Raw genomic sequence first — 16,430 nt, 5'->3', positions numbered from 1 at the left:
AAGAGTTAGTTGTTTTAGTAGTATAGCATGACGGAGAACAATCACCACATAGCCGGATTGATCGGCAAATACCTGGACGACAGCCTGAATGACGAGGAACGTATCGCATTAGAGGAGTGGGTCAACGCATCCGGTAACAACCGCGATCTTTTTGCTGCCATCACCGACCGGCAGCAACTGAGAGCGAATGTAAAGCGGTTCTATGCTTACGATACCGACAGGATTTCCCGAAAAATCAGTGCGCAGATTCCCGAATTCGGGATGCCGTCTGCGCCGCAGGTTCACCGCATTCATTTCTTACGTAAATGGGGCTGGGCAGCTGCTGCCGCCTTCCTTATCGGGGGAAGCGTTTCGCTGTGGATGAAACATAACAAAAAAACGCAGCCTGCTATTGTTGCCTCCCAAACCATGAACATTGCTCCCGGCAGTCAGGGCGCCATTCTTACCCTGGCAGATGGCCGGGAAGTGGTACTCGACAGTATGGCCAGCGGCGTAGTGGCTCACCAGAGCGGTACCTCCGTAGTGTTATCCAATGGTAACCTGGTATATGATGGGGCCGGAGAAAATACAGCAGAAATACAATACAATAAAATGACCACGCCTAAAGGGCGCCAGTTCCAGCTTACTTTGCCTGATGGTACCCGCGTATGGTTAAACGCAGCCAGCTCCATCCGCTACCCTATTACCTTTACAGGCAATGAACGCCGGGTGGAAATTTCAGGAGAAGTATGTTTCGACGTAGTAAAAGATGTCGACGTTCCTTTCCGCGTAACTATCAATAACAATAAAGCTTCTATAGAAGTATTGGGCACGTTGTTTAACGTAAATGCCTATGAAAATGAAAACGCCATCCAAACCACTTTGCTGAACGGAAGCGTAAGAGTAGGGATACCATCGCCCACGCATACTGCCGGAGTTATTCTTAAACCGGGGCAACAGGCGGTGATCCGCAACGCTATAGGCGTTCATACACCAGAAGAAAAAATAACGGTCTTAAATGACCCGGAAATTGAAAAAATAATGGCCTGGAAAAATGGCCTGTTCAACTTTGAAGGCGCTAACCTGGAGGAGGTAATGCGACAGCTCGAACGCTGGTATAATATAGACGTGGTATACGAAAACGGTATACCAAACATACAATTCATGGGAGAAATGAGCCGACAGATCCCATTGACAGATCTACTGGAAATATTAAGAAGGACAGAAGTAGACTTTAGAGTAGAAGGACGTAAACTGATTGTATTAAATAAGTAACAACACCACACCGGAATACAAGAAAGATGGGCTGTAAAATCAGTCCGGCTATAACTATATATAAACAGTAACCAACCATTAAAAAACCGTCACGGATTGCGGCCGTGACGGTGTACTGGACTCAGTTGGTTCCTAAACGGTTTTATTGCAATTCACATTTATTCACAACCAAATCTCATGCAATTTATGCAAAAAAAATGCTATTGGCCTCCCGATCGTACGGGAACATGCAAGCGCCTAACCAAAATCTATCGGGCAATGAGACTAACCGCCGTATTATTAACTGTCGCCATTTTGCAGGCAAGCGCCTCCGGAAATGCACAAAACGTTACGCTATCGGGTACAACTATACCTATTAAAAAAGTTTTTGCTGAGATTAAACAGCAAACCGGGTACGTCGTTTTCAGCAACACCAATACCATCAACGATGCCCGCAGCGTATCCCTGTCTGCGAACAACATGCCGTTGAAAGACTTGCTGGACATTGTTCTGAAAGACATGCCGGTAACTTACCTGATCAAAGACAAAACCATCGTACTGTCCCGTAAGGCTACCAGCGCTGTTCCGGCCCCTCCCAACTCCATTACCGGTATGGTGAGGTCGGTTACAGGTGAACCGCTGCCTGGTGTATCCGTTCGTATCAAAAACACCGTGAATGGTACTATTACACTGGCGAATGGTTCCTTTTACTTCAATCACCTGCCGGAAAATACCGTGCTCCTGATCTCCATGCTGGGCTACGAAACCCTGGAAGTGGTGGTGCGGAAAAGCGACAATGGCTACAGCGCCTTTACGCCCGACAAAGCACAGTCCAGGTCACTGATGGTATCCGACGGCAACAACCTGGTGATGAATATCACCCTGTACAAACGCGATCTGGAAATGACCGACGTGGTGGTAACCGGGTACATGAATATGAATAAAAAGAACTATGTAGGTTCCATTTTCACCGTAAAAGCCGATGATATCAAGGTAGCCGGCGAAACCAGCATCGACCAGATGCTGCAGGGTGTGGTACCGGGCATGTCTGTGATCACACAATCCGGCCAGGTGGGTTCTACCCCTAAAATCCGTATCCGTGGTACTTCCACCATCCTGGGTAACCAGGAACCGGTATGGGTGGTAGATGGTATCATCCAACGTGATCCACTGCCTATTCCAAATGGAAACGGTTCCCTGGCAGGCGATATGACCGAACTCCGGTTGATTGCCTCCAACGCTATTTCCTGGCTGAATCCAAACGACATTGAAACCATCACCGTATTGAAAGATGCTTCCGCTACGGCGATCTATGGTTCACAGGCGGCCAACGGTGTTATTGTACTGACTACCAAGAAAGCCAAAGCCGGCCAGTTGTCCGTTTCCTATACCTCCAACCTTTCGGTTGGTCAAAGGCCTACCTATGGCATGTTTGACCTGATGAACTCCCAGGAGCTGATGCAGTTTTCCAAAGACATATATCAAAGTCGCGAAAGCTATACGTCAGACATTCTGCCCATCGGTTATGGTGGCCTGATTCAACAGCTGCAGAACAAACAGATCGACTACGCTACCTACCAGCAGAAATACCGGAAACTGGAAAATCAGAACACCGACTGGTTCAAATTACTTTTCCGTAACAGCTTCAACCAGAACCATAGCGTAAGCATCACAGGCGGAACAGATAAAATTTCCAACCGTACCTCTTTTAACATGCAACAGCAGAAAGGCGAAGCGAAAGGAAATGACCTCAGTACTTTTTCCGCTGCCTCCAATACCAGCCTGCGTTTTGGTAACCGTTTAACGGTGAACGTATTGTTGAATGGAAGTATCCGCGAAACAGACGGTTTTGCCTATGGCGTAAATCCATTTGATTATGCCTACAACACCGCCAGAACCATCCCGATGTATAACGATGATGGCTCTCTCTTTTATCATTCCAAAAGAGGAGAAAGCAGCAACGCCATTATCGGTAAAAATACCTACCTGTACAATATTCAGAATGAGCTGAACAACACCGGTAGTAAAAACACCACTACCACCCTCTCCTCTACAGTGGATGTACAATTGAAACTACTGAGAGGACTGGAATACCAGGGTCTCTTATCCTATAATACCGCTTCTTCGAATGTAAAGTCATATGCTACTGAATTATCCTACTTCATCACACAGAAAAGAGGATATGAATTTGGTTCCGTATTACCCAACTCTATCGAAGAACAGGCCAGCAAGCTGCCTTTCGGTGGCCTCGCACAACTGGAAAATGCCACCAATAAAGGTTATACCTTCCGGAACAGCCTCGTGTACAACCACCTGTTCCAGCAGCGTCACTCCATGACGCTCCAGGGTGGTATTGAAGCAAGATCCTCCCTGTCGCAAGGTAATGCCAATACACAGTATGGCTATCTCCGTTACAGGGGTGAAAGCTATGCACCTGTGCCTGCCAATCCTGCAGTGATCGCGGGTACCACCGGTAACCTGTATGAAGACATGCGTATCAACTCCCGTATCGTAAACCAGGAGAGCAACTACCTCAGTGAATACTTCACCGCAGTATATGCATTTGACTCCCGCTATATTGTCAACTTTAACGGAAGACTCGACGCTTCCAACCGTTTTGGCCAGGATCAGAACAAACGCTTCCAGCCTACCTGGTCTGCCGGTGTGAGATGGAACATAGCCAACGAAAAATTTCTGAGCTCCGTAAAATGGCTCAATTCATTTAACTTATCCGCTTCCTATGGCTACCAGGGAAACGCAGTGGAAGCTGTATCTCCTTACCTGATTGCCTCCGATGGCGGTCTGAGCAACCTGTACAAACAATATATACTCAGTATCAAATCACTGCCTTACCCGGATCTGGGCTGGGAAAAAACAAAAACCTGGAACCTCGGACTGGACTATTCCATGTGGAACGGCCGCCTGAGCGCTACTGCCAACTGGTTTAAGAAAAGCAGTAACGTACTGGCCTCCAGGCAGGTGCCACTTGAAACCGGTATGAACTCCGCTACCGTATTCGGATCCCTGATGGAAAACTCCGGCTACGACCTGATGATCAGCGTTATTCCGATCCGGACCCAGAATTTCACCTGGCAGTTTTCTGTAAACGGTGGAAAGGCCATCAACAGGGTAGAACAAAACCAAAGGATCAACACACTGGACGACTACCTGGCTGGTTCCGCCATTGTAAACGGACAGGCTTATTCTACCTTCTACTCCTATTCATTTGCTGGTCTCGACAAAACAAACGGACGTCCTACTTTCAATAAACTGGATATCAAAACAACCGCCAACGACCTGGATTATCTCGTAAAATCAGGTAAACTGGAGCCTGACTTTTCCGGAGGTTTCAATACCATGTTCCGGTATAAGAATTTCTCCCTGTATGCACAGTTTGCCACCGCATTCGGCAACCAGAAAAGAATACCGGTATACTACAACAACACAGGCGCTCCCACACCGGAGCAAAATGTGCCAAGACTGCTGAACGACCGCTGGAAACAACCAGGAGATGAAAAGAATACCAATATCCCGTCTATCCCTCCGGGAAATTACAGCACCATGCTCATTAAACTGCCTGGTCTGAACTCACCGTCAGTTACGCCGTACTCCCTGTTTAATCAATCGGATATCATGGTAGCTGACGCAGGATTTATCCGTTGCCGCCAACTGTCTCTGAACTACGAATTCAAGCCAGAACTGCTGAAAGCTTTACATGTAAAACGTTTGAGCACATCTGCCAGTCTGACTAATCCATTCCTGATCGCCTTCGACAAAAAATGGAGAGGATACGATCCGGAAACCGGTGGCTGGCCTGCCCGCAGGATGGCGTCATTATCTTTTAATATGACATTCTAACATTGAAGCGCATGAAATTTAAAACACTCCCGATATACGCACTTGCCGGCCTCCTTGGCTTCAGCAGCTGCTCGAAACTGCTCGAAGAAAAATCACAGACAGACATCATTCCTAAAACAACCACCGATTTCCGGGAGTTGCTGATGGGATCAGGTTACATGCCCAGCGAAGAACCGGCCAGCATGGTATATTACATGGACGATGATGTGGACCTGTTCCTGGAATATGACAATGGTAACTCACCTATCGCAGGCACACCAGATGCCCGGCGCAATTTCCTGAGCTACACCTGGCAACCCAGACAAGCCGACATAGACGGTATGGGCGACAAGGTCAATGAAGATCCCGGAAGCAGTCCGTATGCCAAATTTTATAAGTGGATCATGGGATGCAACGCGGTATTGGATCATGTGGACAACTCCATCGGTAGCCAGCCCGACAAAGACAGGGTGAAAGCAGAAGCATTGGCCGTACGTGCCCTGTATTATTTCAGACTGGTAAATCTTTACGGAGAGCCTTACAACCATAACCCACAGGCCTTAGGTGTTCCGTTAAAACTGAACTCCAGCGTTTCTGCTGAATATATGCAGCGGGAAACAGTAGCCAAAGTGTATGAAACCATCGTAGCAGATCTGAATAAAGCTTCCCAGCTGATGGATCCACTGCCGATTGTACGCAAAGACTACCACATCAATCAGCCAGCTATTCACATCCTGCTGTCGAGAGTATATCTCTTCATGGAAAAATGGCAGGAAGCGGCTGCAGAAGCCAATAAAGTATTTGACCAGGGTGGTGTGATCATCGACATGACCAACATGCCCAGCATCACCACCGGCCGCTGGCTCAACTACAACAACCAGGAAGTGGAATGGATATACGGTGGTAACGCACAGCCTAACCAGAGTACCTATACCCCTGCTGCTGCTTTCCTGAGTACATTTGATCCGAATGATATCAGGCTGAAATATGGCTTTTCAATGGTGAATGGCGGCGTAATGCTTGCTACCAAACTCACGATTGGTACCGATCTGGCACAAACCATGCGTTCATCCGAAGCACTGCTCAACAGGGCAGAAGCAAACGTGCAGCTGGGCAAACTCGGCGATGCGCTGACAGACCTGAATACACTGCGCCGTAACCGTATCATCGGGTACACCGATGTGAACATCTCCGATAAAGCAATCCTGTTGCAGGCGGTAAGAGATGAACGCCGGAAGGAGTTCTGCTACGAAGCGTTCCGTTGGTTCGATCTGCGCCGTTATGGTATGCCCGCCATTTCTCACCGTTACCAGAATGATGTAGGAGAAGCTGTGCTACAATATACCCTGCAGCACAACGACCCGGCATACACCCTGCCTTTCCCGACCAGCCTGTTACTGAGAAATCCTCAGCTGACACAAAATCCGTCAGGAGAAGGAGGAGATAGAATCGGACAGTAAATATCAAACCAATAACACAACAATAACATGAAGCACATACTTTTCATTGGCTGTATTTCCAGCATATTGTTATTCTCTTGTAAAAAAGATGTGAGCATTGGCGCTCCCGTGCCAATTGAAGCAGACTATAAATTACCGCAAGGAAATGCTTCCCAGGAGGCAAACGATAAAATTCAACAGCTGTACAATAAATACGGATCTTATTTCCTCTATTCATTTACCCAGAAAGATTTTATATGGGTACAAAGCACCGGTTCCAGCGCTTCTAAAGTGGATACCGCCGTATTGGGAAATCCCGCTTATGCAGGAGATATGCTCAACTTCCTGGATGATATCTGGCTGAAATTCCTGCCGGATGATTTCAAGAAAAATCAGGGCATTCCCTACCGCGTAATGATGGCAGATACCATCAAACAATACCGCCCAGGTTTTCCTCCGGGCAGGGAGTATCTGTACTCAGACTATAAGGTAACTGGTAAAGCCATCGCTTTTGCGGGCATGAACAGCTCCCTGCGCACGATGACCGGCGCCCAGAAAACAGCGAAAAAGAATATTTTTATATCTGCTATCTGGAATTACTATGTCAGCGCTAAAATACTGGACGTACCTGCTTCGTTTTATACACTGAGCAACTACGCACCCACTGCAGCGCCTACCTTGCCTTTGTCCAACGCAGATAATAAGGAAGCTTACCGCCAGAGAGGATTTATACCAGGCTTTGATCCGGTTTACCTTACTACCAACGAATGGTACAACGGCGCCTATTCCTGGCAAACAGCAAAAACAAATGATCTCAACAGCTTTGTGGCTAATCTTACCATGAGAACGGATGCCCAGATGGAACCATTCCTGAAATACCCGCTCATCAAACAGAAATTTGATCTGCTGGTAAATTACTACAAAACGAAATACAACATCGACGTGCGCGCCATCGCCAACGCCACCTACTGATTCCATTTGACCTTACCTTTCGCACGGGGCCCTGTCCCCGGCGAAAGGTATATCAGTAGCGCTTCTTCATCTCACATCACGCTAACAATAATTGTGTAAGCCAAAGCTTACACCTGCTATTTTATTTTATTAAACAATCTGTAATGAATGGAAAACGCCATCGTAAAAGTTGAAAACCTGTCTCACCGTTACGCTTCCCAGTGGGCGGTCAGAGATATAAATCTTGAAATCCACAGCCAGGGTGTTGTTGGCCTGCTGGGTTCCAACGGCGCCGGTAAATCTACCACCATGAACATCATCTGTGGGGTATTAAAGCAGTCGAAAGGAGAAGTCTTTATCAACGGTATCAACCTGAAAGACAATCCCGTAGAAGCAAAGCGCAATATCGGCTTCATGCCGCAGAAACTGCCGCTGTACCAGGATTTCACCGTGGAAGAATACCTCACCTACTGCGCCGACCTACGCATGGTGGAAAAAAAACAGGTAAAACATGCCGTTCAGGACGCACTGGAAAGATGCGGCGTGGCACACTTCCGCGATCGCCTGCTCCGCAACCTGTCGGGTGGTTATCAGCAACGCGTGGGTATTGCCCAGGCCATTGTTCATAACCCGAAATTTGTGGTACTGGATGAACCTACCAACGGACTCGATCCCAACCAGATCGTGGAAGTACGCAACCTGATCAAACAGATTGCCACAGACCGCTCCGTATTATTGTCTACCCACATCCTCACCGAAGTACAGGCTACCTGCAAAGAAATCAAAATGATCGAAGAAGGTCAGATGGTTTTCTCCGGCACCCTGGAAATGTTCGACAACTACATCGAACCCAATACACTGGTGGTACAACTGGACAACCCGCCTGCACACGACGAAATCCTGAAACAGGAAGGTATCAGATCCCTCGAACAGATTGCACCTACCCGCTTCAGACTCGGTTACGACGGAGAAAAGAAAACAGCACAACGCATCGCTGAAATAAGCGTAGGCAAAGGCTGGGGACTCATGGAGCTGATCATTGAGAAAAGCTCTCTGGATGCCGTATTTGCGCGGTTGTCGAAAAAAAACACCAAATAAAAAGCTGATAAAAAATATCAAATGAGACGAATTTATAAGATCGCCAAGGCAGAATTATTCACCTTGTTCTATTCACCCATCGCCTGGATGATCCTTGTCGTATTTGCCTTTCAGACAGGGATGGTTTTTGCAGACCACCTGAAAGAAGTACTGCAGGCACAGCGTACAGGTTGGGGTAACATGTTTATCACTGCCGGTATCTTCTCCGGACAACGCGGGCTGCTCGCATCCGTGCAAAGCTACCTGTATCTCTATATGCCACTGCTCACCATGGGACTGATGAGCCGTGAACTGAGCAGCGGCTCTATCAAATTATTATACTCCTCTCCCGTTACCTCCTCCCAGATTATCCGTGGTAAGTTCCTTGCCATGATGATCTACAGCTTCCTGCTGATCGGCGTATTACTGGTATATGTAGTAGTAGGCTTAATCACCGTGGACCATTTTGAACTGTCTTCCGTAGCCTCCGGCCTCCTGGGTATTTACCTGCTCATGTGCGCCTACTCTGCTATCGGACTGTTCATGTCCAGTCTTACCTCCTACCAGGTAGTAGCCGCACTGGGCACCCTGGTATTACTCGGTACCCTCAGCTACATGGACAAAGTATGGCAGGATATCGCCTTTGTACGCGACATCACCTACTGGCTCTCTATTTCCGGCCGTTGTAATGAAATGATCATGGGCCTCATCTGCAGCGAAGATGTACTCTACTTCTTAATCGTTGTAGTATTATTCCTCTCGCTGAGTGTGCAGAAACTACAGGCTAACCGCACCCATGCTTCCTTCTCTGCCGTATGGAGCAAATACGCCCTTGTAGTAATCGCCGCTATGGCGCTGGGATACGCTACTTCCCGCCCTATCTTCATGGCCTACTACGATGCCACCGAAACAAAAAGGAATACCCTCACCCCCAACAGCCAGGCTATCATGGCCAAACTGGACGGCGGTATGACGATCACCACCTACGTAAACCTGCTCGACAGGGAATACTACAACGGTATCCCTTCACAGGTAAACGAAGACAAACAGCGCCTGAAACAATTCATCCGCTTCAAACCGGAAACAAAACTGGAATACGTTTATTACTACGATGAACCCAGCAACAACCCGCGTCTTAAAAATATCTATAAAGACCTTCCACTCGCCGAAGTAGCCAAGAAAGAAGCAGAACTGAAAGAACTGGATCTGGATATGTTCCTGACACCTGCAGAAATCAAAAAGAAAATCAATCTTACCGACGAAGGCAACGTGTTTGTACGTGTAGTGGAAAGAGCCAACGGTCAGAAAGCTTTCCTGAGGATCTACGACGATATGGTGAAATTCCCAAGCGAAGGAGAAGTGTCCGCCATGTTCAAACGCATGGTCATGAAACTGCCAAGAATTGCTTTCCTGCAGGGACAAGGTGAAAGGAAAATAGAAGGCGACAGGATCAAGGACTACACCCTGTTTTCTTCCGTTAAAACTTTCCGCTATGCACTGACCAACCAGGGCTGTGATGTAGAAGATCTGGACCTCTCCGGTAACAACCAGATCCCGAAAGAAGTAGATATCATCGTGATCTCCGATATGCAACAGGCACTGGATTCCAATTCCAGGAAGAAACTGGATACCTATATCGCCAATGGCGGTAACCTGGTCATCACCCTGAAGCCTGGTTCTGAAATCATGGAATCCTTCATCTCTCAGTTTGGTGTAAAAACCGTTCCTGGTCAGCTGGTACAACCTAAACAGGACGTAGCTGCCAACGCCGTGATCTGCCGCCCTACCGAAGCATCGAAAGAAATTGCTCCGTTCTTTGGTAACATGATCCGCCAGCACCAGTACGTAGGTATGGTAAAATCTGCCGGTCTTGTGATTGCGGAAGACAAAGGCTTTAAAGCTGTTCCGGTATTGCAAACCGATACCATGAAAACATGGAACGAAACAAAGACCATCGATTTCGTAAATGATTCTGCTACCGTAGATATGGCTGCCGGAGAAAAAGTAGACAGCTTTGTGACGGCCTATGCATTATCTAAAAAAGTAGGCAACAAGGAACAACGTATCATGATCATCGGCGACGCCGACTGTATCAGCAACGGTGGTATGAAGCCTCCTATCCGTTACTACGGATCTGCCAACTTCACCCTGATCCCGGGTATGTTCCACTGGTTGTCTTATGGCAATGTACCGGTAGACGTAAACCGTCCGATCGGATCTGACAACGAAATCCACATCACCAAAGAAAGTCTGAAAGTGGTGAGATACGGATTATTAGGTGTCATCCCAGGACTGTTATTAATTGGAAGCACCATTTTACTCATCAGGAGAAGAAGAAAATAAAACAGTATAGGTATGAGTCTGATGACCGATAAACAAACACTGAATGATCTGAACATTTTCGGAAAAGGTGGAAGCGATTCTGTGTATACCATCTTCAACCGCACCTTTACCCGTGGCGGATCTGAGCTACTGGAAGAGATGTTCCGGAATCCGCTGTCGGACGAAGCAGCGATCAACGCACGCAGCACCACCATCCGCGCCTTTTCAGTGAAAGAAATTCCTTTCCCTTATGAAGGCGAATGGTTTGATGCAGCCGAACAGCATCTTCAGAATACCGATGAGCGCACCCGGCTGAATGAAGAGGAACACACGCTGGGCAGAAAACTCAATCAGTTCATTGCCGCAGATACGGAATTCAAAACCATTGAAAAAGGTGTACACAGCCTGATCAATATATTGCAGGCCACCCGGTCATTTGCAGACAGTATCCGTCAACAGGTGGCAGATCTTCCCTACAGCAAAGAACTGGCCGCTATTGACCAGTTACTGCGCACACAGGAACTACAACCCCTGTTGCAGGAACATACCAAACAGAAATTTTCCTTTGCCAAGGTAGCGGAGTACGATAAAGTACTTCGCTTCCGGCAACGGGAGATCGTGCTGCAACTGTTGCGGCACATCTACCTGGCCGATGTATACCTGTCTGTTGCCCGCACCGCGCGGGAGAAAAAATTCTGTTTCCCGGTAGCCCTGAAAAAAGAAGCACAGACGGTAATACTGGAAGATTTCTACCACCCCGCGCTCTCAAAGCCGGTAGTCAATACCCTGAACATTACGCCCGCCAGCAATATCATTTTTCTCACCGGCGCCAACATGGCCGGTAAATCTACCTTCATGAAGTCCCTGGGCATCGCCATGTACCTCGGACAAATGGGGTTTCCGGTACCGGCAGCAAAGATGGAATTCTCCACGAGAGACGGCATCTTTACCACCATCAACCTGCCGGACAACCTCACACAGGGAGCCAGCCATTTTTATGCAGAAGTATTGCGCATAAAAACCATTGCCAGGGAACTTAGCCGGGACAAATACCTGTTCGTTATTTTTGATGAACTGTTCCGTGGTACCAATGTAAAAGATGCATATGAAGCTACCATTGCCATTACATCCGCCATTGCACGCAGGCAGAACTGCATGTTCATTGTTTCTACACACATCATTGAGGCCGGCGACGTACTCAAGGAAAAATGTAACAACATCAACTTCGTATATCTGCCAACGTTAATGGAAGGCAACAAACCGGTGTATACGCATAAACTGGCCACCGGTATCACCTCCGACAGGCACGGAATGGTAATTATAAAAAATGAAGGTATCCTGGATATATTAACCAGGAAAAAATCAGTAAAGAAGACCACATGAGCTTTATTGCCGACAAACAGACACTCGATGATTTATCGCTGTTGGGGAAATACAATCCTTACTCCGTTTTCAGTCTCTTTAACCAGGTAAAAACCCGGGGAGGACAAAAACTGCTGGACCAGATGTTCCAGCATCCGCTGACAGACGCAGATCAGATCAACAGCAGAAGTGCCGCTTTCCGCTATTTCAGCGACCACCGTGCAAGCTTTCCTTTTGAGGAAGAAGCACTGGGGAACATGGAAGCTTACCTGGACGAAGGCTGCGCCGGCAATTTCCCGATGGCCCTCTGGCAGATGAGCAGGAAAAAATTCACCGCACTCGCCGTTAAAGACGATTCACTTTCCCTGCAGTTGCAAAGCATCGATGCCTGTATCGGGGTATTGAAAACCTGCACTACCTTGCTGCATCAGCTGGAAAAAGAAGGACGGGATAAAAACTCTCCCTGGCAGAAATGGGCCGACAGCGCCCGGCAGATCACCAGGGATAAACGCCTGGAACATCTCCACACAAGCAACCGGACCTTCACCCAGAATGCCCGGCTGCATTACCTGCTGGCACAGGTATTCCAGGAACAGCTGAAAACCTTGCTGGCACATACCTACGAGATGGAAGTATACATCACCGTAGCGAATGTAGGCAGGGAGAAAGGGTTTTGTTATGCCACGGCCCTGCCTAAAGAAAAGAACCTGCTGATCGCCCACGGTGTACGGCACCCGGGGCTCGACAAAGCAGTAGCCAATTCCCTTTCCTTCAGCGGCAACAGTAATGTACTGTTCCTCACCGGCGCCAACATGGCGGGTAAATCTACCCTGATGAAAGCGTCCGGTATCCTCCTGTACCTGGCACATATGGGTTTCCCCGTTGCTGCCACGGAAATGCAATTCTCCGTACTGGATGGTATCTATTCTTCTGTAAACGTGCCCGATGATCTTGATAAAGGATACAGCCATTTTTACGCGGAAGTATTAAGGGTAAAAAAAGTAGCTGAGGAAGTAGATGCCGGCAAATCGCTTTTCGTCATCTTTGATGAATTATTTAAAGGTACCAATGTAAAAGACGCTTATGATGCCACGCTGGCTGTAACCGCTGCATTCACGGCTTTCAGGGAGTGTTTCTTCATTATTTCCACACATATTTTCGAAGTGGGAGATGCCTTAAAAGCAGAAGGAGATCATATTCAGTTCCAGTTCCTGCCTACCGTCATGGAAGGTACCGTACCCCGGTATACTTATCTACTGCAAAAAGGTATTACGCAGGATAGGCAGGGAATGATTATTATTGAAAATGAAGGAATACTGGATATGCTATAAGTGCATATATTCGCAGACAAATCTTGTTACAACAAAAAACCAACCAGCATGCATTATCGTCACCTGGCTACGGCAGGGTTACTATGCCTTTCTTTAGCCGGAAGCACCGCACAGGCACAAAGTACGGGCCAGCCGATCCCATTGGATACTGCCGTTCGTACCGGTAAATTATCAAATGGTTTCACCTACTACATCCGCAAAAATAATGAACCTGCCAAACGGGTATTGTTTTACCTGGTCAACAAAGTAGGTTCTATCCTCGAAGATGATGACCAGCAGGGACTGGCTCACTTCATGGAACACATGAACTTCAATGGCACCACTCATTTTCCAAAAAATGAACTGATCGATTACCTGCAGAAAGCAGGCGTACGCTTCGGGGCTGACCTGAACGCCTATACGGGATTCGATGAAACCGTATACCAGCTGCCCATCCCTACCGACGATCCCGCCATGGTAAGCCGTGGGCTGGATATTATGCGCGACTGGGCACATGAAGCCTTACTGGAAACAGATGATATCGATAAGGAAAGAGGAGTGATCCTGGAAGAGAAACGTCTGCGTAAAGGTGTTGGAGAGCGTTTACAGCAACAAACCTTTCCGCTGACGCTGAACTATTCCCGGTACACCAAACGGAATCCTATCGGTACCGATAGCATCCTGAACCACTTCCCCGCCTCGGCCATCCGCCGCTTTCACCAGGACTGGTACCGTCCAAACCTGCAGGCCCTCATCGTTGTGGGAGATGTGGATGTGAATAAAGTGGAACAACAGATCCGCAAACAATTTGCCGACCTGAAAAATCCAGCCAACGAAAGACCCAGACCTGAATACAAAATAGCCCTCACCGGCAAAAATCAGTTCCTCACCGTTACGGATGCGGAAGTGAGTAATGTGGCACTGGAGATGCTGATCAAGCACAACGCCGATAAGCTGCAAACCACTACCGATTACCTCAATTCCATGAAGCGGTCACTGTTTAACCAGATGCTCGCCTTCCGCCTCGGAGAGTTAAGCCAGCAGGCCAATCCCCCTTTTCTGGGTGTGAACGCCGGTATCGGTAACCTGCTCGGTGGCCTGGACCAGTTCTCTTTCTCCGTTACCGCTAAACCGGGTAAATTATCCGAAGCTTTTGCTGCCGGCTGGTCACAGGTGGAAAAAGTAAAACGTCTCGGATTTACACAACCGGAACTGGACCGCGCCAAAACCAGCTTCATGACCTCCCTGGATGCCGCTTCCCGCGAACAAAGCAAAGTGCCTTCCAACAGTTATGTATCTGAATACCAGCAGCTGTTCCTCCAGGGAACACCCGCTCCCGGATTCCAGTGGGAATACAATTTCGTAAAAAATGCGTTACCGGGTATCAGCCTGGACGACCTGAAAGAAGTGGCCAACGACTACATCCAGGATAACAACCGTGATATTTTCCTCGTAGCACCAGAAAAAGATAAAGGCAGTCTCCCTGACTCCGCCACCATTCAAAGCTGGTTCAAACAGGTAGCCGCTACCAACTTCGAGCCCTACAAGGAAAGCGCTACCGACCAGGTACTGCTGAAAAATTTACCTGCACCAGGAAAGGTAGTCGCCCGTAAGAAAATCGCGGAACTCGGCATACAGCAACTCACCCTCAGCAATGGCGTGAAAGTATGGCTCAAACCTACTACCTATAAAAACGACCAGATCCAGTTTATCTCCTTCGCTCCGGGTGGTATCAATAAATACCCGAACGAAGATTTCCCTACTGCCTCCAGTGCCTCCGGTATTATCGGTGGCTCCGGTCTGGCCGGCTTCTCCCCGCTTCAGCTGTCAAAAATGCTGAATGGTAAATCCGTAGCCGTAGGCGCCTACATCGGCGGACGCGGACAAGGCGTGAATGGCGGCAGCAGCAGCAAGGACCTGGAAACAGCCCTGCAACTGGTGTACCTGCGCTATACTGCTCCCCGTAAAGACACGGTACTGTTTGAAAATGCCATGGCCCAATCCAGGCAACAGATCACTAACCGCTACACCGACCCGGGAAATGTATTTAAAGATACCGTTGGCGCAGTGCTGAGCGGATATCACTACCGTACCAGCCCGGCAACACTGGCCCGCCTCGACAGCATCAGCCTGGAAAAAGCCTACGATATTTACCGCGACCGGTTTGCCGATGCCTCCCAGACCAACTTTGTGTTTGTAGGTAACTTCAATACTGATAGCATTACCCCCCTGCTGGAAAAATACCTGGGCGCACTGCCATCGCTGCACCGCAACGAGAAAGCCGTGAAAATCCATACCCAGCTTCCAAAAGGTAACCTGATAAAAACCGTAGCCAAAGGAAAAGAAGATAAAGCCACCGTATTACTGGTGTATAGCGGCGACTGCGTTTACAACACCAATAATAAATTACAACTGCAGGCATTATCTGAAATCCTGGAATACCGGTTGCTGACAAGTCTCCGCGAAAACGCCGGAGAAGTATATACCCCATCTGTACAGGGCAGCATGTCAAAAGAACCGGATCAGCGTTATTCTATCAACGTTTCCTTCGGATGTGCCCCTGAACACGTGGAGCACCTCGCAGGACTCGTACAGCAGGACATTGATGCCTTACACGCAAAAGGCGCTACCACCGACGAACTGCAGAAATTCAAAGCAGGCTACCTGAAACAATATGAATTACAGATAGAAAGCAATGAATTCTGGTTACAATATATTACCGGCAAAGTGGAAAACAACGAAGCACTGAAAGCATTACCAGATATGAATAAGTTACTGGACGCGGTGAATACCACCTCCGTACAGGCAGCTTCAAAAACTTACCTGGGTGGTCAGAACAGTGTACGGTTTGTATCCTTACCGGAAAAGAAATAATCCTCCCTGGCATATCAGTATGGCC

Annotated in this window: 9 protein-coding genes; all 9 read left to right on the top strand. The window is 48.1% G+C overall.

Translation table 11 applies throughout. The features are described 5' to 3' along the window. Positions 1-27: 27 nt before the first annotated feature. The 9 genes from BMW79_RS10885 (at position 28) to BMW79_RS10845 (ending at position 16,405) form a co-directional block, all read left to right on the top strand. The gene (locus BMW79_RS10885) at positions 28-1,254 is read left to right on the top strand and encodes a FecR family protein (protein WP_089894456.1); all 1,227 of its coding nucleotides are present in this window, start codon (positions 28-30) and stop codon (positions 1,252-1,254) included. 258 nt (positions 1,255-1,512) lie between these two features. Then, positions 1,513-5,091, top strand: coding sequence for a SusC/RagA family TonB-linked outer membrane protein (locus tag BMW79_RS10880; protein ID WP_089894453.1), 3,579 nt, complete (start codon positions 1,513-1,515; stop codon positions 5,089-5,091). Between the two features lie 11 nt (positions 5,092-5,102). After that, a complete protein-coding gene (locus BMW79_RS10875; protein ID WP_089894450.1) occupies positions 5,103-6,530 on the top strand; it encodes a RagB/SusD family nutrient uptake outer membrane protein in 1,428 nt (475 codons plus the stop codon). 27 nt (positions 6,531-6,557) lie between these two features. Then, complete coding sequence (locus BMW79_RS10870; RefSeq protein ID WP_089894447.1) at positions 6,558-7,481, top strand: hypothetical protein; 924 nt, start codon at positions 6,558-6,560, stop codon at positions 7,479-7,481. Between the two features lie 147 nt (positions 7,482-7,628). Continuing rightward, complete coding sequence (locus BMW79_RS10865) at positions 7,629-8,558, top strand: ABC transporter ATP-binding protein (protein WP_089894444.1); 930 nt, start codon at positions 7,629-7,631, stop codon at positions 8,556-8,558. 21 nt (positions 8,559-8,579) lie between these two features. After that, positions 8,580-10,880 (top strand): Gldg family protein, encoded by a 2,301-nt coding sequence (locus BMW79_RS10860; protein ID WP_089894441.1) that lies wholly within the window; start codon positions 8,580-8,582, stop codon positions 10,878-10,880. Positions 10,881-10,892: 12 nt separating this feature from the next. Then, positions 10,893-12,242, top strand: coding sequence for a MutS-related protein (locus tag BMW79_RS10855; RefSeq protein ID WP_089894437.1), 1,350 nt, complete (start codon positions 10,893-10,895; stop codon positions 12,240-12,242). Continuing rightward, on the top strand, positions 12,239-13,552 hold the full coding sequence (locus BMW79_RS10850; RefSeq protein ID WP_089894434.1) for a MutS-related protein: 1,314 nt from the start codon (positions 12,239-12,241) through the stop codon (positions 13,550-13,552). The genes BMW79_RS10855 and BMW79_RS10850 overlap by 4 nt, the downstream gene beginning before the upstream one ends. A 48-nt stretch (positions 13,553-13,600) precedes the next feature. Beyond that, positions 13,601-16,405, top strand: a complete 2,805-nt coding sequence (locus BMW79_RS10845; protein ID WP_089894431.1) for a M16 family metallopeptidase — start codon at positions 13,601-13,603, stop codon at positions 16,403-16,405. Positions 16,406-16,430: the final 25 nt, after the last annotated feature.

The organism is Chitinophaga arvensicola, from assembly GCF_900110835.1.
Lineage (GTDB): Bacteria > Bacteroidota > Bacteroidia > Chitinophagales > Chitinophagaceae > Chitinophaga > Chitinophaga arvensicola.
Note: the sequence above shows the minus strand (reverse complement) of the source record. Positions and strands in the feature narration are given on the sequence as shown.